The organism is Flagellimonas sp. 2504JD1-5 (genome assembly GCF_053618295.1).
In genome coordinates this window covers 1,282,647-1,305,927 of the sequence record NZ_JBSIOU010000001.1, presented here as the reverse complement: position 1 = coordinate 1,305,927, position 23,281 = coordinate 1,282,647, and the positions used below count along the sequence as shown (strand labels likewise).

The window sequence follows — 23,281 nt, the reverse complement described above, 5'->3', positions numbered from 1 at the left end:
GATGCTGAGCGGAGTCGAAGCATGTTTCAGAATCGCACAAATAAAATAATGAGACCCTGAAATAAATTCAGGGTGACGAAAAGAAATCATGACAACACAAGAGTTTAAATCTAGTATTCTACAAGGTATCCCTTCGGAGCTACCTCCAGTCAGAACCTATCCAGAAGGCGGAAATCCAGCCCCCAAACGCAAGGACATCTTATCCAAAGAAGAGAAAAAATTGGCCGTTCAAAATGCGTTGCGCTATTTTCCAAAAGCATGGCATCAAGAATTGGCGTTGGAATTTGCCGAAGAGCTCAAAACTTTTGGTAGAATTTACATGCATCGTTTTAAACCCGATTACAAAATGTATGCTCGTCCAATTTCTGAGTATCCCGCAAAAACCAAACAAGCAGCTGCCATCATGCTGATGATTCAGAACAATCTGAATCCGGCCGTGGCACAACATCCCGAAGAACTCATTACTTATGGTGGCAACGGAGCCGTTTTTCAAAATTGGGCGCAGTACCTGTTGACCATGAAATATTTGGCCGAAATGACCGAGGAACAAACCCTTCACACGTATTCGGGACATCCCATGGGATTGTTTCCTTCCTCGAAAGAAGCGCCGAGGGTTGTTGTGACTAACGGGATGATGATTCCCAACTATTCTCAACCCGATGATTGGGAAAAATTCAATGCGTTAGGCGTTACTCAATATGGTCAGATGACCGCTGGCTCTTATATGTATATTGGGCCACAAGGCATTGTACATGGAACAGCAATTACCGTGATGAATGCCTTCAGAAAAGTATTGGACAAAGGCGATTCCCCAAAGGGAAAGGTTTTCTTGACCGCAGGTTTGGGCGGAATGAGCGGCGCCCAGCCCAAGGCAGGAAACATTGCAGAATGCATAACCGTTTGTGCCGAAGTAAATCCCGAAGCGGCCAAAAAAAGACATGAACAAGGGTGGGTGGATGAGTTGTTGACGGACATATCCGAGCTTGTTCAAAGGACAAAAACTGCCATTGCCCAAAATGAAGTGATCTCTTTAGCTTACATTGGAAATGTTGTGGAGGTGTGGGAACGATTTTATGAAGAAGATGTTTTTGTTCACTTGGGTTCCGACCAAACTTCATTGCACAATCCATGGGCCGGGGGGTATTATCCGGTTGGACTATCTTTTGAAGAATCCAATACCATGATGGCCGAAAATCCAGACGAATTCAAGAAAAAAGTTCAGGAATCGTTGCGAAGACAGATTACCGCCATCAACAAGCATACTGAAAAAGGCACCTATTTCTTTGATTATGGTAATGCCTTTTTGCTTGAAGTATCGCGAGCAGGCGGCGATGTCATGGCAGCAAACGGCATCGATTTTAAATATCCTTCCTACGTGCAAGACATTTTGGGACCCATGTGTTTTGATTATGGTTTTGGTCCGTTCAGGTGGGTCTGTACCTCAGGAAATCCAAAGGATTTGCAAAAAACAGATGCCATCGCCTTGGAAGTGATGAAACAAATCAAAACTGAGGCTCCGGAGGAAATCCAACAGCAGATGCAGGATAATATTAAATGGATTGAGGAAGCGGAACAGAATAAGTTGGTGGTCGGTTCGCAAGCTCGTATTTTATATGCCGATGCTGAAGGCCGGGCTAAAATTGCAGATGCTTTCAATACAGCCATTTCCAATGGTAGTATTTCTGCTCCTGTGGTCTTGGGGCGCGATCATCACGATGTTAGCGGCACCGATTCTCCCTTTAGGGAGACCAGTAACATTTATGACGGTAGTAGGTTTACTGCTGATATGGCCATCCATAATGTGATTGGTGATAGTTTCCGGGGAGCTACCTGGGTTTCTATCCACAACGGAGGTGGTGTTGGTTGGGGTGAAGTTATGAATGGTGGGTTCGGAATGGTGCTTGATGGCACAAAAGAAGCTTCAAACCGATTAAAAAATATGTTGTTTTATGATGTGAACAACGGTATTTCTCGCAGAAGTTGGGCTAGAAACAAAGAAGCTCTGTTTGCCATTAAAAGAGAAATGGAGCGAACTCCAAATCTTAAAGTAACTTTGCCTAATCTGGTAGAAACCGATATTTTGGACCATCTCTTTGATGTATAATGAAACATTACAGCAAACCTAAAAAGGATATTTGGCAAGGGCGAATTAGCAACAAGAGCCTTTATCTTCATGAAAAAGTGAAGTGTGTTCCTTTGGAAGAAATTCCAGAACCGCCAAAAAAGTCCATTGCCTTATTGGGATATGCATGTGATGAGGGCGTAAAACGAAATCAAGGAAGAGTTGGCGCCGTCACGGGGCCGGAAGTTATAAAAACCAGCTTTGGGAAGTTTCCCAACCATCTTCCCAGCCATGTACAACTGTACGATGCAGGTTCCATAACCTGTAAAAATGAGGATATGGAAGCCGCTCAAAATGCACTTTCAGAAGCGGTGGCCACACTTCTGGACAACAAGCACTTTCCCATTGTTTTGGGCGGAGGGCATGATGTTGCCTATGGACATTATAATGGCATCAAAAGTTATCTCGATTCAAAAAAAGAAGGGCAGACCATCGGAATCATCAATTTTGATGCACATTTCGACCTTCGAAAGAATACTGATAGCAACAATTCGGGCACACCATTTTATCAAATAGCAATGGAATCCCAAAAAGAGGATAGTAATTTTAATTACCTCTGCTTGGGCATCCGAAAAGATGCCAATGACCGATCACTTTTTCAAACGGCAAAGGAATTGAACGTCAATTTTATTTTGTCGGACACCTTTCAAATCCAATTTTTGGATGAAATCAACACTTGGATCCATGCTTTTATCAAAACAGTTGATAAAGTATATGTGACCATTGATTTGGATGGGTTTTCTTCTGCTTATGCGCCAGGGGTCAGTGCCCCTTCTCCTATGGGATTCACCCCTCAAATTGTTTTGGAATGTCTTAAGACCATTATTGGTTCTGGAAAATTGATAAGCATGGATCTCGCCGAAATGAATCCGAAGTATGACATTGATGGACAAACGGCAAAGTTGGCCGCTTCCTTAATCCATCATGTAATCCACACTTTGTATAAGGCGTGAGTGCGTTCTCAAAAAAACACCCCTAAAGTCCCCTCATACTTCGACTACGCTCAGCATCCAGGGACAATTTTATCTAGAACTTTTTAAAACTCAGGTTCTCATTAACAAAAAAAGCCTTCCATATGGAAAGCCTTTCATTGGCGAACATCGTTTTTTGATGTTTCAACCTGATTCCAATCCTATGGATTGAAATCCAACACAACGTGGCAAAGATAGGAAGGATTTTTGACAAATTGCCCACAAGTTATATATCCTCTCTATTTACCATGTGTCGAGCTTAAAACGGTCAAGATTTTTATCTTATCCATTCATCAATAATATATCATTTGTATATCATTATGATATACATTATATTTACATTTTACATTAAAGATAAAAGCCTATGAAAACGAAACAAATGGCTTTTCGTTTTGATGAGGAGTTAATAGAACTCGTCAGAGCAAAAGCAAAGGCCCAAAGAAGGAGCCTCAATAATTATATTGAGTTTCTATTATATAATGATGTCGGGAATATCCCCAATGAGGATACCAAATTAGCTATTGAGGAGGCTCAGAACAGTAATGATTTAACCCCAATAGATGATTTGGACAAGTTCTTAGACGAGCTTTAATCAAAATAGCATGTACCAATTAGTGCCTACGACTAGGTTTAAAAAGGATCTGAAGAAAGTAAAAAACAATAAAAAGGATTTTGAACTGACCTCTACTATACTTAAAGTACTACAATTGAAAGGTGTAATGGGCATTCCCGCCAAGATGAAACCCCATAGACTTTCAGGAAAGTATAGCGATAATTGGGAATGCCATATCAAACCAGACCTACTAATAATCTGGATACAAATAGAATCTCCAAAAGTTATTAAGCTGGTTCGTATTGGGAGCCACTCCGATTTATTTAAATAAGGAATAAATTCCTGCTATCCCTTCTTTTCTATATCCACATTTCTTTTATTGGATATTTTCCATTTTTTAGGAATTATTCCATAATTTAGCATTCCTCTCAACTAAACAATGGAAAAGACCATTCTACATCTAGATTTGGACACTTTTTATGTGTCCGTGGAGCGCATTATCAACACAGAGCTTAGGCATAAGCCTTTATTGGTAGGCGGCACCAGTGATCGGGGTGTAGTTGCCGCATGTAGTTATGAGACCCGAGGCTTTGGCGTGCATTCGGGCATGCCCATGAAAATGGCCAAGGAGCTTTGCCCTGAAGCAGTAGTCATTCGAGGCAATGCAGGCACGTATAGTAAATATTCGGATGTGGTCACGGATATTATCAAAGAGCATGTGCCCCTTTTTGAAAAATCGAGCATTGATGAGTTTTACGCAGATCTTTCGGGAATGGACCGTTTTTTCGGTTCCTATAAATATGCCTCGGAGATGCGCCAAAAGATCATCAAGGAAACGGGGTTACCCATTTCTTTTGGCCTATCAGTAAACAAAGTCGTTTCCAAAGTGGCCACCAATGAGGCAAAGCCCAATAATCAACTGAAGATAGATTTTGGTCTAGAAAAAACATTCTTGGCCCCACTATCCATTAAAAAGATTCCGATGGTGGGTGACAAAACGTATCAAACCCTTCGGAATTTAGGCATTCGAAAAGTACAAACGGTACAGGAAATGCCCATGGATATTATGCAACGGGTATTGGGTGCCAACGGAAGAGTGATTTGGAAACGAGCCAATGGAATGGACAATACTCCCGTAATTCCTTTTTGTGATCGAAAGTCAATTTCAACCGAGCGTACTTTCGACAAGGACACCATTGATGTGGTCAAATTAAAGGGCATTTTGATTGCCATGACCGAAAATTTAGCCTATCAATTACGTAGAGGAGATAAACTGACTGCATGCATTGCCGTAAAAATCCGGTATTCAGATTTCAATACGTACTCTAAGCAATTGCGCATTCCTTATACCAGTGCAGACCATATTCTCATCCCAAAAATATTGGAGCTTTTTAAAGTTCTTTACAACAAGCGAATGTTGGTGCGGTTGATAGGAATTCGGTTCAGTCATTTGGTCTCAGGAAACTATCAAATTAATCTTTTTGAAGATACCGAAGAGACCCTAAATCTCTACCAGGCCATGGATCATGTGCGAAACAGGTTTGGCAGTCGAAGTGTAGTAAGAGCTTCCGCCATGGGCGCCAAGACTATTGGTAGCATGCATAACCCCTTTAATGGGCAACCTCCTGTGGTTTTAGCACATCGTAAACAATGAACAATTTACAATGGGCAATCAACAATGAGCAATGACAAAATTAATTGACAACTGATAATCGGTAATTGAAAATTGTACCTAAACTGCCACACATATTACAGCATGCGTTACGGAACATTTTCCGAACTGGAGCTATTGGAACTTGCCCAACAAAACCAAGTGACCCAACTGGTGCTCACCGACATCAACAATACTTCTGCCTGCCTCAACTTTGTCCGGAAAGCTCCAGAATATGAAGTTCGACCTATTTTGGGTATCGATTTTAGAAATGGCGCTCAACCGTGCTTCTTGGGAATTGCCCAAAACAACGAAGGATATCTGGAGCTGAACAATTTCTTGTCCCATCACCTCCAAGAAGATTTGGAAATTCCGGAACGGGCACCCGTATTCAAAAATGCTTTTGTCATCTATCCTTTTGAACAGGTATTGTTGAATGACTTACAAACTTTCTCCGACCATGAATTTATAGGAATTTCCATTCAGGATTTAAGACGTTTGCCTTTTTCCCGATTGGTTAAGCTCAAAGACAAATTGGTGGTGCAACAACCTGTCACTTTTCGCAACAAGAATGATTTTAACGCCCATCGATTGCTTCGGGCCATTGACAACAATCTATTGCTGAGCAAACTTCCAAAGGAAGAAGAAGCCAACGAAAATGAAAAAATGTTTCCCGTCCAAAATCTGGCAGCTGCATTTTCAGAGTTTAGTTTCATTCTGGAGAATACCGAAAAACTGCTCAATCGCTGTAGCATTCATTTTGATTTTTCCAAGGGACGAAAACCTCAAAATCTTAGCAGTTATTTAGGAAGCGTGGAAGAAGATGAAAAGCTCATTGAGAAATTATGTTGTGAAGGATTGCCCTATCGCTATGAAAAAGTAACTAAGTCCATTCAAAATCGGTTGGACAAAGAGCTGAATCTCATCAAAAAAATGGGATTTGTGTCTTACTTTCTCATCAATTGGGATATTGTATCCGAAGCCAGACGAAGGGGTTTTTATTATGTGGGGCGTGGTAGCGGTGCCAACAGCATTGTCGCTTATCTACTTCGTATTACCGATGTGGACCCCATGGAATTAGACCTCTATTTTGAGCGTTTTATCAACCTCTATCGAGCCAATCCTCCTGATTTTGATATTGATTTCTCTTGGCGAGACAGACCGGCCATGACTGAATATATTTTTGAACGTTTTGATCACGTAGCGCTTTTGGGCACCTATGTTACTTTTAAAGAACGAGGTGTAATTCGGGAATTGGGCAAAGTTTTTGGGCTCCCGACACAAGAAATTGACTTTTTGATCACAGGAAGGTACAATCCCTCACAATTGGACAGTATGTCAAAGCTCGTTCTCAAATATGGAAGGCTTTTAAAAGACAAACCCAATTATTTGAGCATTCATGCAGGAGGGATATTGATCAGTGAAAAGCCTTTACATTGGTTTTCGGCTACTCATCTTCCTCCCAAAGGATTTCCCACCACACAATACGATATGGTCATTGCTGAGGATGTTGGCCTGTACAAATTTGACATTCTAGGTCAACGCGGATTGGGCAAGATCAAAGAAGCTTTGGAAATCGTTGCCTACAATCAACCCGAAAAGCATCAAGAAATCGACATCCATGACATTAAAGGTTTTAAAAAAGACACTTCTATAAACAACATGATCAAAACCGCTCAATGTATGGGATGTTTTTATGTGGAATCCCCCGCTATGCGAATGTTGCTCAAAAAGCTGGAAGTGGATAATTATCTGGGATTGGTAGCCGCTAGCTCCATAATTCGCCCTGGAGTGGCCAAAAGTGGCATGATGCGAGAGTATATTTTACGTCACCGTAATCAAGGAAGAGCCGAGGAAAAAGCCCATCCCATTATGTTGGACATTATGCCCGACACCTATGGTGTAATGGTCTACCAAGAAGATGTGATCAAAGTAGCACACCATTTTGCAGGTTTGGATTTGGGAGAGGCGGATGTGCTTCGTAGAGGTATGAGCGGAAAGTTCCGTTCGCGTGAGGAATTCCAAAAAGTGAAGGATAAATTCATCTCCAACTGCAGAAAAAAAGGTTATTCGGATACCCTCATTTTTGAAATCTGGAACCAAGTGGCAAGCTTCGCAGGTTATGCCTTTGCCAAAGGGCATTCTGCCTCCTATGCTGTGGAAAGCTATCAAAGTCTCTTTTTACGAGCTTACTTTCCCTTGGAATATATGGTAGCCGTTCTAAACAATGGAGGAGGTTTTTATCGTTCCGAATTCTACATTCACGATGCTCGAATGATTGGCGCCACCATTCACCCGCCTTGCATTAACAACAGCAATATAAACAACCGTATTTATGGCTCACATATTTATTTGGGGTTGATGTACCTCCGCGATTTGGAAAACAGGGTGATGGAGCGTATCATCAAAGAGCGAACTCTCAACGGAAGCTTTGCTTCTTTGGAAGATTTTTTGGACCGAACTATCATTTCTGTCGAACAACTGACCATTCTCATCCGGATTGATGCCTTCCGGTTTACCGAAATCAACAAACACGAACTATTATGGAAAGCCCATTTGATGCTGTCAAAAAATGATCGCTTGGAACACCCCAAACTCTTTCCGCCTCGTCATCAAAAATTTCAGATTCCAAAATTGCACACCACTAATCTGGAAACTGCTTTTGAACAATTGGAACTTTTAGGCTTTTGTCTTTGTAGTCCCTTCAACCTCTTGGCCGAACCACCAAAGAATTCCAACGGACAACGAGATTTAATTCGCTATTTAAATAAGCATATCGATATATACGGTTATCTGGTCACAGTAAAAAACACCAATACCCATACTGGTAAGCGGATGTACTTTGCCACTCTTGTAGATCAGCACGGAGAAGTTTTTGATACCGTACTTTTTCCGCCAGTAGCTGCCAAATACTATTTTAGAGGTAAGGGTATTTACCGTTTTTATGGAAAAGTGGTAGAGGAATTTGGTTTTTTGAGCATTGAGGTCATTAAAATGCAAAAACAGGATTATGTTCCCGATCCTCGCTATGCTGAAATGAAAACAAGCAAAAAAGTATTTGATAGTAAAATCTCCAATAGTCTAGGTGAACCTAAAACAGATGTTTCACCCACTTAGCAATTCGTTCCGGTAATTTGTAAGGTGCATACCGCAAAGGAGGATCAATCCAATTTCCTCTTTTTACAATGGCTTTTTTATGAGAGAACACATCAAAGGACGTTTTACCGTGATAGGCGCCAACTCCACTATGCCCAACTCCTCCGAAAGGAAGCTTTTTGTTGGCAATATGGATTACCGTATCGTTGACCACCCCGCCTCCAAAGCCATATTTCGAAATAAATTCTTTTTGGGAATTCTTTTTGTTTGAAAAAATATAGGCCGCCAAAGGTTTTTCATATCGTTTTACAATTGCATCGATATCAGATTGATTCTTATAGGAAAAAATAGGCAGGATAGGTCCAAAAATCTCCCCTTGCATCATTGGACTGTCCAAATCAGGTTCATCGACCAAAGTAAGGCCTATAAAATTATCCTCATCCACTGTTTCACCTCCATAAAGTATTTGCTGGCCTTCCAAAAGCGATTTTAAGCGACCATAGTGTTGCTCATTAACAATTCGAGCTAAATCTGATGATTCGGTTTGGTTTTCGCCATAGGCTTCGGTAATTTTCTCCTTGAGTTTCTGAACAAATTTGTCCTTAATTGTATGATGAACCAAAAGATAATCCGGAGCAAGACAGGTTTGACCTAAATTCAAGGATTTACCCCATACAATACGTTTTGCAGCCAGGGAAACACTTGCGGTTTCATCCACAATACAAGGGTTTTTTCCACCCAACTCCAATATGACCGGGGTCAAATGTTTCGCTGCACTTTCATATATGATCTTTCCAACCCGCGGACTTCCCGTAAAAAAGATATGATCCCATCGTTTAGATAATAATTCTTGAGACACCCCTACCCCGCCTTGAACTACTGTAACGTGCTCCTTATCAAAAACGGCATGAATGATCTTTTCAACGATTGCAGCTGTATTTGGTGTTAATTCAGAGGGTTTTGCCACAACAGTATTGCCAGCGGCAATTGCCCCTACCATAGGGGCCATAACCAACTGAAAAGGATAATTCCATGGAGCAATAATAAGTACTTGCCCCAATGGCTCTCGATAAATATAATTTTTAGATGGAAAATTGGCCAAATTCCCTGAAACCCTTTCTGGTCGAGCCCACAACTCCAGGTTCTTAAGCATGGTATTGATTTCCGCCAATACAAACTGCGTTTCTGCAATAAGGGTTTCGAACCGTGGTTTTTTGAAATCGGTATAGATAGCTTCTGCAATGGCATCTTCTTGCTTTACAATTTCATTCCGTAATCGCTTTAGGGCATCTCTCCTAAAGGAGAGGTCCTTTGTTTTTTGGGTCGAAAAAAAAGCCTTTTGCTTTTCGTGTAATTCCATAGCTAATCATTATCTGGTATTTCTACCAAATTCAATGTTTATTCTTTCGCCCTAAAATAGTTTTATTATTTGAAGGCAGGCATCCCGGTAATATCGGCACCTGTAATCAATAAATGGATATCATGAGTACCTTCATAGGTAATCACGCTTTCAAGATTCATCATGTGACGCATGATGCTATACTCTCCAGTAATACCCATTCCACCTAAAACTTGCCTTGCTTCACGGGCAATTTTGATGGCCATATCCACATTATTTCGCTTGGCCATAGAGATTTGAGCTGTAGTAGCTCTACCTTCATTTTTAAGCTGGCCCAATCTGAAAGCCAACAACTGGGCTTTTGTAATTTCGGTAATCATTTCGGCCAATTTCTTTTGCTGCAATTGCGTAGCAGCAATGGGTTTACCAAATTGGATCCGTTCTTTGGCATAGCGAAGTGCTGTATCGTAACAATCCATGGCAGCTCCAATGGCTCCCCATGCAATTCCATATCTGGCAGAATCCAAGCATCCTAATGGTGCACCTAAACCAGTTTTGCCCGGCAATAGATTTTCCTTGGGTACTTTTACATTATCAAAAATCAACTCTCCAGTAGCGGATGCCCGTAAAGACCATTTATTATGGGTTTCCGGGGTTGAAAAGCCTTCCATTCCACGCTCGACAATCAATCCGTGGATACGTCCCTCTTCATTTTTGGCCCACACTACGGCGACATCTGCAAATGGTGAATTTGAAATCCAAAGTTTGGCACCATTCAACAAAAAATGGTCGCCCATATCTTTGTATTTGGTCTCCATTCCGCTAGGATTGGAACCATGGTTGGGTTCGGTAAGTCCAAAACAGCCCATCCATTCTCCTGTAGCTAATTTTGGTAAATATTTTTTGCGCTGTTCTTCTGTTCCATAAGCGAAAATGGGATACATCACCAAAGAAGATTGTACAGACGCAGTTGAACGAACGCCACTATCGCCTCTTTCAATTTCTTGCATGATCAAACCATAACTGATCTGATCTAATCCAGCCCCACCATATTCCTCGGGGATGTACGGACCAAAGGCACCTATTTCAGCTAAACCTCCAATAATTTCCTTTGGAAACTCAGCTTTCTGGGCATATTCCTCAATGATGGGAGAGATATCACGCTTTACCCACTGGCGGGCCGCGTCACGTACCAACTTATGTTCTTCGGAAAGTAAATCATCAAGATTATAGTAATCCGGGGCTTCAAATAAATCAGGTTTCATGGAAAACAAAATACATATTTGTCATTCCGTACTTGATACGGAATCCAAAAGAATTTAAAACATGGATTCCTGCCTTCGCAGGAATGACAAGTGATTAATTTTTCAAATGTAAGAATGAAAAACAACAGGGCAAGTTGTTTTTGTTACATTTTTAAATAGAAGTCCTTGGTCAAGTCGATATATTCTTTGGTGTATTGATGGCGTTCCAACTCTATGGTCAATTCATTTTCTTGGACCATTACTTTTGAAAAACCAAACTCGAGAAGACTTCGTTTCACCTCGGTGTTTGAATTACCCTTTACTCGGGTTATTCTGCTTGGAAAAAGACGAAAGCTTTCGGCCAAACTCACAAAATCTTTTTCTTCTTTAAATGGGATAATCACTGAAAAAGCTCCCTTAGGAGACAGTAATTTGGACACTCCTTCCAAGAGTTCATCAAACGGAAGAGAATTATTTTGACGTGCCGCATCTCGAGCTGAATCTCCACTTGTAACTTCCTCAGAATAAAAAGGTGGATTTGAGACGATCAGATCGTATTTTTCCTCCATCTCATCAACAAATTCATCCAGCCCGGCATGATAACAGAACAAGCGATCACCCCATGGCGAAATCTCAAAGTTCTCCACACATTGTTCGTACGCATCCTCATCTACTTCAATGGCGTCAATAAGCTCGGCATCGCATCGTTGTGCCATTTGCAACGCAATAAGTCCTGTTCCAGCTCCTATATCCAAAATGGAATTTGGATTTCCGTCAAGTGATGTCCAAGCGCCCAATAAGACTCCATCGGTACCCACCTTCATGGCACAACGGTCTTGGTGGATGGTGAATTGTTTAAACTTAAATGGTTTCATTGCTCTGCAATAACTGGCAAATTTCAAGCACCAAATTCCATGGGCATGTTTTGCACATTTTTGGTATTTGGAATTTGTTAATTGGAGTTTTAGTTTAACCTTCCTGGCTCCCTAGTTTCTGTTCCTTCCAACTCCAGTAATGAATCTCCAAGTCGTGTACGCATATCGTTCGCCAATAGTTTGATTTTTTCCACTACCTCTGGATTTTCTGAAGCCACATTTTTGGTCTCACTGATATCGCTTTCCATATCATACAATTCAATTTCTTCCATATCAATCATTCGGTATTCTCCGGGTTGACCATCTTTTCCCGGTTCTTGACCATCCATAGTACGGTAACGATGTGGGAAGTATAATTTCCATTTTCCATACCGTACCCCGAATAATTCATTTACACGATAATAAAAGAAATAGGCTTCTTGAACGGGTTCTTTGCTCTCTCCCGTCAATACTTTCCAAGCGCTTTTGCCGTCAATGATTTTTTCAGGTAGTTTTGAATCCGTAAGCTCGGCGATGGTAGGTAAAATATCTATAGCCATTATAGGAACACTAATTTCTTGTCCTGGTTTAAGTTTGGCCGGATATTTCATAATAAAAGGTTCGCGTTGACCACCTTCCCAAGCAGTTCCTTTTCCTTCACGAAGTGGCAAAGCACTTCCTGCATGGTTTCCGTAGGAAAGCCAAGGACCGTTGTCCGAGGTAAAGATGACAATGGTATTCTCTTCCAGTCCATTTTCTTTTAAAGCGTTTATAATTTGACCCACAGACCAGTCAATTTCCATAATCACATCGCCATATAGTCCTCTTTCTGATTTTCCCTTGAATTTGTCCGAAACAAATAAAGGAACATGAGGTTGCGGGTGTGGCACATATAAAAAGAAGGGATTGTCCTTATTTCTTTTAATGAAATCCACGCTCCGTTCTGTAATTTGAGTGGTTAGTTGTGACTGTTCGGTCAGTGTATCAATTACTGTTTCATTTTCATACAGATGTAAATCAGGAAAATTGAAAATAGGACCTTGTTGGGGGTGAAAAGGCCACATATCATTGGAATACGGAATTCCAAACCACTCATCAAATCCGTGCCTTGTAGGTAAAAATTGGGCATGGTGTCCTAAATGCCATTTTCCAAAAATTCCAGTGGCGTAACCTTTATTCTTGAGCATTTCTGCAAGGGTAGTTTCAGAGGAATTTATTCCATGAGTATTGTCTGGGCCCAAAGCATTGTGGATGCCTATGCGATTAGGGTAACACCCGGTCAAAATCCCGGCCCTGGACGCCGAACAAACCGCCTGGGCTGAATAATAACTTGTAAGCTTCACTCCTTCGGAAGCCATTTGGTCCAAATAGGGTGTCTTGATATCTGGCGAACCAAAAACACCCACATCTTGATAGCCCTGATCATCGGTAAAAATAAGTACAACGTTTGGGGGCGAATTTGGTTTTTCCTTTTCGGCTTTTTTCTCTCCGCAGGAGAGGAAACAAAAAAATAGGGCAATAAAATAATAACGAATCATGGTTGGAAATAAAAGTTAGACATAAATATAGCCCTAATACTTATATCAGTTCAATTAGGGGTTCTATAAAGTCAAACAGCCCATCCATTAAATAGGGAGCAAAATCTCTTCGTACTCAATGTACATTCACAGCTAATTTTCAAAACATCCAAACACATTTATTATGAAAAAAATCTTTTATGTTTTTGTTACTGTAGCTGCAATGTGTCAATTTTCCCATGGGCAGGAACAAAATAAGTTCAGAGCAGGGCTCGATCTAGGATATGCCATTCCAGATGGAGGTGGTGGTATTCTTTTCTCGCTGGAACCCAAATATAATATTGCCGACAATATGAACGTGGGTCTCCGTGTTGAATCAGCGGTTATGGCCAAAAATGTAAGCAGTGAAGGTGTCGCCCTAGAGACCGAATTGGCAGCAAGCACATCATTTACAGGTACTTTTGATTACTATTTTGCCTCCGGAAGTTCTTCTTTTGCTCCCTTTTTAGGTGGAGGTGTTGGATACAGTTCCTTGGCCAACGCTGAAATAAGCATCGGAGAATTCACTGATGAAGCCGAAGTAGATGGAGCCTTTGGAGGGCTTGTTCGCGCAGGGTTTGAGCTAGGCAAACTCCGAATGGCTGCAACATACAATTTAATCGGAAAGTCTGACATTGATGGATCTGAGATAAAAAACTCTTATATCGGAATCTCTTTAGGGTTCTATGTTGGTGGTGGTAAGTGGAAAAACTAATTTCCGATTACAATATCATATACAAAGGGAACCAAATTGGTTCCCTTTTTCTTTATTTTTTATTGATGGTTTTCATTCGTTTCCCAAATAAAGATCTACCAGACCTTCCGGTGTTATTACATGAATAGTCCTGGATTTCCTATCCACTTTGGTTATGATGTCATCGCTGATGGGAATCAACAACTCCTTACCATCCTTTTCGGCTTCAAAAAGTTCTTGGGAAGCGCTGTCGTTTACGGCTTTTATGACACCAATATCTCCATAAATCTCATCCATCAAAGTGAAGCCTATCACTTCGTGGAAATAAAATTTGTCCCCGGTAAGCGGAGGAAGCATTTCCAAGGGAAGATATAGTTCAGAACCAATAATCTTATCCGCAGTGGATTCATCTTTTACTTCTTCAAAATCGATACGAAGTAGCGCTGATTTATGCAGACGACATCGGTCAATAAAAAATGGAACCAGATTGTTTCCCAATGAAACAAAAACTGATTCCATGTTTTCGTAAATTTCAGGTTCATCGGTATCGAGTTTTACCAATACCTCTCCCTTAAAACTATATTTTGAAACGACTTTGCCCAGGTAGAAGCAATCTTCCTTGCGCATCGTCAGAAAAATTTACTCTTCTTCTTTGCTGGCTTCGGCCTCGGCGGCAGGAGCTTCTTCAGCAGCTGGCTCTTCAACAGCAGCGGTTTCTTCTGCAACGGCCTCAGTAGCCTCTGCTACTTCCTCTGCAACCTCCTCAACAGCTTCTTCTTCTGGTAATGCAGCAGCAGCTCTTTTGTCGCTTACTTCTTTTTCAGCCTCCAAAGCTTTGGCTTTAGCTTCAGCTTCAGCTTTACTCAAACCATCTCTTTTAGCTTGAACTGCTTTTTCTTTTTCTTCGACCCAAGCATTGAATTTCTCTTCTGCTTGTTCCTCGGTCAAAGCTCCTTTTCTAACTCCACCTAACAAGTGGTGCTTCAACAATGCTCCCTTATAAGAAAGAATAGCTCTTGCAGTCTCAGTAGGTTGTGCTCCATTATTCAACCACTTAACAGATCCATCAACATCTAAATTAATGGTAGCAGGATTGGTGTTTGGGTTATAAGTTCCCAATTTTTCCAAGAATTTACCATCTCTTTTTGATCTTGAATCTGCAGCAACCACCCAATAGAATGGTTTACCTTTTTTACCGTGTCTTTGAAGTCTAATTTTAACTGGCATATCACATTAATTTGTAGGGTGCCCGACCCTGGTTATTAATTCAATTTTATTCGCTCTGTATTTAAGCGGGTGCAAATATACTTGATTTCTTTTAATGCGCAATGGCAATATAGACTTTCTATTCCCTTTCTGCCAGTTGGTCTTTCCCTCTTATTAATTTAGATTGATGATCCTGTACCAGCTGCTGGATTTGTTGAAGGATTTCGGCATTGCCTTCGGCCAAATTATACTGTTCGGAGGCATCATGATTCAGGTTGTACAAAATTGGGATTTGATGTTCAACTCGTTCTCCAAATTGCCCGTATGCCCCTTGTGTGATAAAATGCGCTTTGTAATCTCCCAAGCGGGCAGCATATAATTCTGTTCCACGATAATATAAAATGCTTTTTCGAGGACTCGGATTATGACCTCTTAAAGTTTCACTCAAATCAAAACTATCCATAATTCGGTCCTTTGGAACTTGAATACCAGCCATACTACTAAATGTGGCAAACAAGTCCATGGTCGACCCTAAATCAGTAATCAAACCAGGTTTGACATGTCCTGGTCCCCAAAAAATAGCGGGTTCCCGCATGCCACCTTCCCAAGTGGTTCCTTTCCCAGCTCTTAAAAGGCCAGCACTACCACCATGGGTCTCAAATGGCAACCAGGGGCCATTATCGGAGGTGAACATCACAATAGTGTTGTCTGCCAGACCTTCATCTTTTAAAGCCTTTAAAATTTCTCCAACCCCATAATCAATTTCTTCAACTACATCACCATACAATCCTCGCTTGCTTTTGCCCATAAACTCTTCGGATGCAAACAGGGGAATATGCGGAAGGCTATGTGCCATATAAATAAAGAAAGGTTGATTTTTATTTTGTTTAATAAAGGAAATGGTCTCCTCGGCGTATCTTTTGGTAATTGTGTTCTGATTTGTGGGACGTTCAACAATCTCCAAATTTCGCAATAAGGGAACATTGTAGTTTTCCGTTTTAAGTCCTTCAGGATTTTGTTGGACCAGCTTTTTATAACCCGGAATATCTTTTCCAACATAATCCATATCATTGGAATAAGGAATCCCAAAATAATAATCGAATCCGTTATTGGTTGGCAAATACTGTTCTTTGTGCCCTAAATGCCATTTGCCAATGCAGGCCGTATTATATCCCGCTTTCTTTAATTGTTCGGCCAAGGTAATTTCACTTGCGGGCAATCCATTTTTTGAATCTGGGAAAAGCACCCGATGTTTGTTACTGGCCATTCCACTTCTCACCGGCAATCTGCCTGTAAGCAATGCCGCTCTACTTGGGGTGCAAACACTGGCTCCTACGTAAAAATTGGTCCATTTTTGGCCTTCATGGGCCATTCGGTCCAAATTTGGGGTATTGATTGTAGGATGCCCATATATACTCAAATCACCATATCCAAGGTCATCTGCAAAAATGATAATAAAGTTGGGCTGGTCCTTGGCACTTGTCTGAGCGTCGGAGTTTACAGAAATTCCGAAAAAGACCAGGAACAATATTAGAACAACAGGACTCGATATCCTTTTATATACTTTCATTTGGTTATGGTTTTTTGGCTATATTATTAAGACTCAAAAGAATTGTAAATAACATCAAAAAAAACTGCGAATTCAAAAAAAGAGCATCTCAGTTATGATTAAAACAAAATAGGAAAATCTTTAGTTGATAACTCCTAAAAACTACTTTTTATAAAACCTTCTTGTTTGCATATTTTTAAACGCTATTTATTTCACAGGCTAACAGCGCTCACATGTACTTAATTTTTGATACCGAAACCACTGGATTGCCAAAACGATGGAATGCCCCAATCACCGACACGGATAATTGGCCCAGATGTATTCAAATTGCATGGCAATTGCATGACGAACTGGGAAATCTGGTCGAGCATCAAGATATGTTGGTGCAGCCAGATGGATTCAACATTCCCTACGAAGCAGAGCAAATCCATGGCATTTCCACAGCTTTGGCAGAGCAAAAAGGTAGACCATTAAACGAAGTTTTAGAAGCTTTCAATGCCGCTTTGGACAAAGCAAAATTTGTTGTGGGGCAAAATGTTGATTTCGATATCAACATTATGGGCTGTGAGTTCCATCGAATGGGTGTAGAAAATTCACTGACACAACTTCCTGTTTTGGATACCTGCACCGAAGCCACCGCAGAACTCTGTAAAATCCCTGGTGGTCGAGGCGGTAAATTCAAGTTACCCACGTTAACTGAGCTTCACGAATTTCTTTTTGGCGAACCCTTCGCTGAAGCGCATAATGCAACAGCTGATGTTGAAGCCACTACCCGATGTTTTCTTGAACTGGTTCGCAAAAAACATTATTCCATCGAGGAATTGGATGTGCAACCAGATTATTTTGAGCATTTCTCCGAGGTGAATCCACAGGTCATTCAACTCATTGGATTAAAGCACATCAATCTTAAAAAGGCTTCCAAAGAAATTGCCGATGCGCTTTGGGTCGAAGATACCGGCGGAATTTCCGAGGATGAAATCAACAAAAATGTTGAAAGTCTTACCGACGCTCCTTTCGCGCATTTGCACAACCATTCGCAATTTTCTGTTCTTCAGTCGACCATAAACATTAAAAGCCTGGTCAAAGCCGCTGCAGAAAATCAGATGCCCGCCGTTGCCCTAACCGACCATGCCAATATGATGGGCGCCTTTCACTTTGTGAAAGAAGTGAAAGCTCATAATAAATCCGTCAAGGAGAAGAATGTAGCATTGGTTGAGAATGGTGAATCTCCGACCAGCGAGGAAATCACTCCAATTCTCGGTTGTGAATTCTATGTTTGCGAAGATCATACCAATAAAAATGTAAAAGATTACGGTTATCAAATTGTACTGCTGGCCAAAAACAAAAGCGGCTATCACAATTTGGCCAAAATGTCTTCCATTGCATATACAGATGGTTTTTATTATGTCCCTAGAATTGACAGGAAAATTGTCGAACAATACAAGGAAGATGTCATTGCCCTAACCGGAAATCTCTATGGCGAAGTTCCCAATAAAATCCTGAATATTGGTGAAAAACAGGCCGAGGAGGCTTTGTTATGGTGGAAAGAACAGTTTGGAGAGGATTTATATGTGGAGATGATGCGCCATGGCCAAGAAGATGAAGATCGGGTAAATCAGGTTTTAGTGCCCTTGGCCAAAAAGCACGAAGTAAAAATAATTGCGTCCAACAATACTTATTACTGCGATAAGAAAGATGCCGAAGCGCACGATATTCTCCTTTGTGTAAAGGATGGCGAAAAACAAACTACACCTATTGGAAGAGGTCGAGGGTATCGTTATGGACTGCCCAACCAGGAATATTATTTCAAGTCTTCGGACGAAATGAAGACTCTTTTTAAAGATATTCCTGAGGCCATTCTCAATATTCAAGAGGTCATTAATAAAGTTGAACCTTTCGACTTAGCTCGAGATGTGCTTCTTCCAAAATTTGATATTCCAAATGAGTTTAATGTAGAAGATGATAAGGTTGATGGTGGAAAGCGGGGTGAAAATGCTTATCTAAAACACATTACATATCAAGGCGCAGAAAAACGCTATGGTGAAATTACAGATGAAATTACAGAGCGAATCGATTTTGAATTAGGCACTATTGAAAACTCAGGTTATCCTGGTTACTTTTTGATTGTGGAAGATTTCATTCGTGAAGCAAGAAACATGGGAGTGTCCGTTGGGCCCGGTCGAGGGTCTGCTGCAGGCTCCGTGGTTGCTTATTGTTTGGGCATCACCAATATTGACCCTTTAAAATACGATCTACTTTTTGAGCGGTTCCTGAATCCAGATAGGGTTTCGATGCCTGATATCGATATTGATTTTGATGATGAAGGTCGAGGAAAGGTTATGGATTATGTGATCAATAAGTACGGTGCCAATCAGGTCGCCCAGATTATCACTTACGGTACAATGGCCGCCAAATCCTCTATTCGTGATACGGCTCGAGTATTGGATTTACCGCTGAACGATGCTGATCGTATAGCCAAGCTTATCCCCAATATGTCCAAGTTGAATAAGATTTTTGGAATTGAGGAATCAGAGCTAAAGAAAAAGTTCCGATCGGACGAGCTTGAAAAAGTGCATGAATTACTGAACATCTCTGAAGGAGATGATCTGGAGGGACAGACCGTTAAAATGGCTCGAGTACTTGAAGGGTCGTTAAGAAATACAGGAATCCACGCTTGTGGGGTCATCATCACCCCAGATGACATCACCAATTTTGTGCCTGTTGCCACCGCCAAGGATTCGGATTTGTATGTGACTCAATTTGACAACTCTGTCGTTGAAAGCGCAGGACTCCTCAAAATGGATTTCTTGGGACTAAAAACCCTGACCTTAATCAAGGATACGGTAAAGATTGTCAAAGCAAGAACTGGAGTTGAGTTAATCCCGGATGATTTCCCGCTAGATGATGAAAAGACTTATGAGCTTTTCCAACGTGGTGATACGGTGGGGATATTCCAATACGAATCTCCGGGAATGCAGAAGCACATGAAAAACCTAAAACCTACGGTTTTTGATGATCTTATCGCCATGAATGCGTTGTATAGACCTGGGCCTATGGAATACATTCCCAGCTTTATTGCCAGAAAGCATGGCGAGGAAGAAATCACCTATGACCTTCCGGATATGGAAGAATACCTGAAGGAAACCTATGGTATTACTGTTTATCAAGAGCAGGTGATGTTGCTTTCCCAAAAACTGGCTGGATTCTCTAAGGGTGATGCCGATGTGCTGCGGAAAGCTATGGGGAAAAAGATTTTTGCCTTACTACAAAAGTTGAAACCTCAATTTCTGGATGGAGGAGAGAAAAATGGACATCCAAGAGATGTTCTGGAAAAAATTTGGAAAGACTGGGAAGCATTTGCTTCGTATGCTTTCAACAAAAGTCACTCTACCTGCTATGCATTTATTGCCTATCAAACCGCATATTTAAAGGCCCACTACCCTGCAGAATATATGGCGGCCGTGCTATCCAACAATATGAACGACATTAAGCAGGTTACTTTCTTTATGGAAGAATGTAAACGGATGGGACTTGAAGTACTTGGACCCGATGTCAACGAATCATACTACAAATTTGCGGTAAACCAGAACAATGCAGTCCGTTTTGGCATGGGTGCAATTAAAGGAGTAGGTCGTTCTGCCGTGGAGACCATTGTTGAGAACAGAAAAAAGGATGGTCCATACAAATCCGTATTCGATTTAGCGAAACGGGTTGAACTGCGGTCAGCCAATAAAAAGTCGTTCGAAAATCTTGCACTTGCCGGAGGCTTTGATTCGTTTGGAGACACACATCGAGCACAATACTTTCATGATGAAGGAGATGGGATTACCTTTTTGGAAAAAGTGATAAAATCCGCAGCCAAATTCCAGGAAAATCAGAACTCTTCGCAAATGGATATGTTCGGAGGAATGAGCGAAGCACAAATTGCCGAACCCGTAGTGCCTCCATGTGAAGATTGGGGAACCATGGAAAAACTCCGAAGGGAAAAAGAAGTTGTGGGCATTTATATTTCAGGGCATCCTTTGGATGATTTCAAAAAAGAAATCAATGCATTTTGCAATAGCAATATCTCGGCTTTCACCGATTTGGAACGCTATGTGAATCGCGAATTAACGGTAGCTGGTGTAATTACGGATGTGCAACATCGCATTTCCAAAAATGGAAAAGGATGGGGACTTTTTACCTTGGAAGATTATACCGACACCCATGAGTTTCGAATTTTTGGTGAAGAGTATCTTAAATTCCGACATTTTTTGATGATCAACTCGTTCATACACCTCAAAGCATTTGTTCGAGAAGGTTGGGTCAATCGGGAAACAGGTAAAAAGGGAGATCCCCGATTACAGTTCAACGATTTTAAACAGCTTCAAGATGTGATGGATGCCTTTGCCAAAAAGCTGACCATCAAATTGGACATTGATCGTTTGCAGGAAAAACGAATTCAAGTATTAAAAGACACCCTTAGATCCCATAAAGGAGATCATTCACTCAATTTTGTGGTCTATGAAATGCAAGATGAAATAAAGCTCAATCTATCCAGCAGAAAACAGAAAGTAAAAATCAACAGTGAGCTACTTTCCACCTTGGAAGAGAACGAGATACACTACAAATTGAATTGACCCTGTATAGTTTATGCTGATGGCGCAATAATAAAAATGAATCTTTGGCCCGTAAGGATTATGGGCAATATTTGACTAAATTTGCGAATATTAAAACAAATAACATGGCACTAGAAATAACAGATGCAACTTTTGATGAAATAGTACTTAAAAGCGACAAACCCGTTGTTGTGGATTTTTGGGCAGCATGGTGTGGTCCTTGTAGAATGGTAGGCCCTATCATTGATGAAGTAAGTAATGAATATGAAGGAAAAGCGGTAGTTGGAAAAGTTGACGTTGATGCAAATCAGCAATTTGCGGCCAAGTATGGTGTGCGTAACATCCCTACGGTTCTTGTTTTCAAAAATGGTGAAATCGTTAACCGTCAAGTTGGCGTTTCTCCAAAGAAAGCATACACTGACGCAATTGAAGCTGTGTTATAAAATTAGTTTCTAAAACATATATTTTAAAAAAGGTTTGGCTTTTGCCAAGCCTTTTTTGTTTTATCTTGATCTCTTAATCCAATTATGGACATCCGATCAGAACTTCATAAAGCGCAATTATTCCAAAACCTGGAACTTTTGGCCAATCAAATTGTTGAAGGTTTTATCAGCGGCATCCACAAAAGTCCGTTTCATGGGTTTTCGGCCGAGTTTGCAGAACATAAAATCTACAATCCAGGAGAAAGCACAAAACACATTGATTGGAAATTGTACGCCAAAACCGATCGTTTATATACCAAAAGATATGAAGACGAAACCAATTTAAGGTGCCATATGATTTTGGATAATTCAGCTTCAATGTATTATCCGAAGGTTGAGAAGCTCGGATTGGAAAACCTCAACAAAATAGGCTTTGGTGTTTTGGCCATTGCTACCTTAATGCAGGTCTTGAAAAAACAACGTGATGCTGTTGGGTTGAGTATCTATTCAAATTCCTACAACTTCTATACTTCTGAAAAAAATAGCGAACGACACTTTCAAATGCTGTACTCAAAGCTTAATGAAGTTTCAAATACGGTAAGTGAGTCACAAACAACCAAAACATACACCTATCTGCATCAAATTGCAGAAAAAATCCACAGGCGTAGTTTGATATTTTTGTTCACGGACATGTTCCAAACGGAAACAGAAGAAGCTGAACTTTTTGAAGCGCTTCGTCATTTAAAGTACAATAAGCACGCCGTGGTCCTTTTCCATTTGTTAGATCATAAACATGAGCTGAACTTCGACTTTGAAAACACACCTAAACGTTTTATAGATGTCGAAAGTGGAGCCCATTTAGATTTGTATGCTGACAATATTAAAAACGCTTATAGCCAAAAAGTAGAAGAGTACATTGAAAATTTAAAGCTAAAATGCGCTCAATATAAAATCAAATATCTCGACGTGGATGTAGGCTCTGACTTTTCTCAAGTATTGAATACCTTCATGATTGAACGGCAGAAATTTGTTTAGTCATTATTTTTAAAAAATCTCTTGTTGAATAAGAATTGACAATGTATATTTGCACTCGCTTTGCAAAAAGCATGAACAAGATTTGAATCTGACTGTTGTCAGAGTCTAGTAAGATAAAATCATTGGTCTGGTAGTTCAGTTGGTTAGAATACCTGCCTGTCACGCAGGGGGTCGCGGGTTCGAGTCCCGTCCAGACCGCTGGAATTCGTTGAAGAATTCGCAAAAAGCCTGTAAATCAAGTATTTACGGGCTTTTTTATTTTTTTTGATATCAAAAAATACCATATAAAACCATAAAAAAGGTGCGTAATTCGGTGCGTTAAAATACCCCTTTGAAAGACTCACCGCCATCGCTGTAATTGACTGTTAAAGAAATCTTTACGAAGAAATTT

At 40.7% G+C, this 23,281-nt stretch carries 17 protein-coding genes and 1 tRNA gene; 11 read left to right on the top strand and 7 right to left on the bottom strand.

Going from position 1 to position 23,281, the window contains the following annotated elements; all coding sequences use genetic code 11:
- Positions 1–88 precede the first annotated feature (88 nt).
- From ACULLG_RS05790 to ACULLG_RS05765, 6 genes are all read left to right on the top strand, one after another.
- Positions 89–2,104, top strand: a complete 2,016-nt coding sequence (locus tag ACULLG_RS05790) for a urocanate hydratase (RefSeq protein WP_452125826.1) — start codon at positions 89–91, stop codon at positions 2,102–2,104.
- Positions 2,104–3,075, top strand: coding sequence for a formimidoylglutamase (gene hutG, locus ACULLG_RS05785; RefSeq protein ID WP_452125825.1), 972 nt, complete (start codon positions 2,104–2,106; stop codon positions 3,073–3,075). The genes ACULLG_RS05790 and hutG overlap by 1 nt, the downstream gene beginning before the upstream one ends.
- Positions 3,076–3,457: 382 nt before the next feature.
- Positions 3,458–3,685: a hypothetical protein gene (locus tag ACULLG_RS05780; RefSeq protein ID WP_452125824.1), complete on the top strand. Its 228-nt coding sequence runs from the start codon at positions 3,458–3,460 to the stop codon at positions 3,683–3,685.
- A gap of 10 nt (positions 3,686–3,695) precedes the next feature.
- Positions 3,696–3,977, top strand: coding sequence for a type II toxin-antitoxin system YafQ family toxin (locus tag ACULLG_RS05775; protein ID WP_452125823.1), 282 nt, complete (start codon positions 3,696–3,698; stop codon positions 3,975–3,977).
- A gap of 108 nt (positions 3,978–4,085) precedes the next feature.
- A complete protein-coding gene (gene dinB, locus ACULLG_RS05770; protein WP_452125822.1) occupies positions 4,086–5,300 on the top strand; it encodes a DNA polymerase IV in 1,215 nt (404 codons plus the stop codon).
- Positions 5,301–5,372: 72 nt separating this feature from the next.
- Positions 5,373–8,414, top strand: a complete 3,042-nt coding sequence (locus ACULLG_RS05765) for a DNA polymerase III subunit alpha (protein ID WP_452125821.1) — start codon at positions 5,373–5,375, stop codon at positions 8,412–8,414.
- Here ACULLG_RS05765 and ACULLG_RS05760 read toward each other — a convergent pair.
- The 4 genes from ACULLG_RS05760 to ACULLG_RS05745 all read right to left on the bottom strand — a co-directional run bounded on the left by ACULLG_RS05760 (position 8,389) and on the right by ACULLG_RS05745 (position 13,368).
- Positions 8,389–9,753 (bottom strand): aldehyde dehydrogenase, encoded by a 1,365-nt coding sequence (locus tag ACULLG_RS05760; protein ID WP_452125820.1) that lies wholly within the window; start codon positions 9,751–9,753, stop codon positions 8,389–8,391. The two genes, ACULLG_RS05765 and ACULLG_RS05760, sit on opposite strands and share 26 nt — an antisense overlap.
- A gap of 65 nt (positions 9,754–9,818) precedes the next feature.
- Entirely contained in the window at positions 9,819–10,997 is a 1,179-nt protein-coding gene (locus ACULLG_RS05755; RefSeq protein WP_452125819.1) for an acyl-CoA dehydrogenase family protein, read from the bottom strand.
- Between the two features lie 143 nt (positions 10,998–11,140).
- On the bottom strand, positions 11,141–11,851 hold the full coding sequence (locus ACULLG_RS05750; RefSeq protein WP_452125818.1) for a tRNA1(Val) (adenine(37)-N6)-methyltransferase: 711 nt from the start codon (positions 11,849–11,851) through the stop codon (positions 11,141–11,143).
- 89 nt (positions 11,852–11,940) lie between these two features.
- A complete protein-coding gene (locus ACULLG_RS05745; protein WP_452125817.1) occupies positions 11,941–13,368 on the bottom strand; it encodes a sulfatase family protein in 1,428 nt (475 codons plus the stop codon).
- Between the two features lie 163 nt (positions 13,369–13,531).
- On the opposite strand from ACULLG_RS05745, the gene ACULLG_RS05740 reads away from it, so the two are divergent.
- A complete protein-coding gene (locus tag ACULLG_RS05740; protein ID WP_452125816.1) occupies positions 13,532–14,101 on the top strand; it encodes a hypothetical protein in 570 nt (189 codons plus the stop codon).
- Between the two features lie 72 nt (positions 14,102–14,173).
- Here ACULLG_RS05740 and rimM read toward each other — a convergent pair whose 3' ends face one another.
- The 3 genes from rimM to ACULLG_RS05725 all read right to left on the bottom strand — a co-directional run bounded on the left by rimM (position 14,174) and on the right by ACULLG_RS05725 (position 16,856).
- Positions 14,174–14,707, bottom strand: a complete 534-nt coding sequence (rimM, locus tag ACULLG_RS05735) for a ribosome maturation factor RimM (RefSeq protein WP_452125815.1) — start codon at positions 14,705–14,707, stop codon at positions 14,174–14,176.
- A gap of 12 nt (positions 14,708–14,719) precedes the next feature.
- Positions 14,720–15,307 (bottom strand): 30S ribosomal protein S16, encoded by a 588-nt coding sequence (locus ACULLG_RS05730; protein WP_452125814.1) that lies wholly within the window; start codon positions 15,305–15,307, stop codon positions 14,720–14,722.
- Positions 15,308–15,425: 118 nt separating this feature from the next.
- Positions 15,426–16,856 carry a sulfatase family protein gene (locus tag ACULLG_RS05725; RefSeq protein ID WP_452125813.1) on the bottom strand — a complete coding sequence of 477 codons (1,431 nt, stop codon included), beginning with the start codon at positions 16,854–16,856 and terminating at the stop codon, positions 15,426–15,428.
- Positions 16,857–17,068: 212 nt separating this feature from the next.
- Here ACULLG_RS05725 and dnaE point away from each other — a divergent pair, with 212 nt between their 5' ends.
- The 4 genes from dnaE (at position 17,069) to ACULLG_RS05705 (ending at position 23,088) form a co-directional block, all read left to right on the top strand.
- The gene (gene dnaE, locus ACULLG_RS05720; RefSeq protein ID WP_452125812.1) at positions 17,069–21,454 is read left to right on the top strand and encodes a DNA polymerase III subunit alpha; all 4,386 of its coding nucleotides are present in this window, start codon (positions 17,069–17,071) and stop codon (positions 21,452–21,454) included.
- Between the two features lie 89 nt (positions 21,455–21,543).
- Positions 21,544–21,876 carry a thioredoxin gene (trxA, locus tag ACULLG_RS05715; protein ID WP_452126534.1) on the top strand — a complete coding sequence of 111 codons (333 nt, stop codon included), beginning with the start codon at positions 21,544–21,546 and terminating at the stop codon, positions 21,874–21,876.
- A gap of 84 nt (positions 21,877–21,960) precedes the next feature.
- A complete protein-coding gene (locus tag ACULLG_RS05710) occupies positions 21,961–22,890 on the top strand; it encodes a DUF58 domain-containing protein (RefSeq protein WP_452125811.1) in 930 nt (309 codons plus the stop codon).
- A 124-nt stretch (positions 22,891–23,014) separates the two neighbouring features.
- Positions 23,015–23,088, top strand: a tRNA-Asp gene (locus tag ACULLG_RS05705).
- The last annotated feature ends 193 nt before the right edge of the window (positions 23,089–23,281 follow it).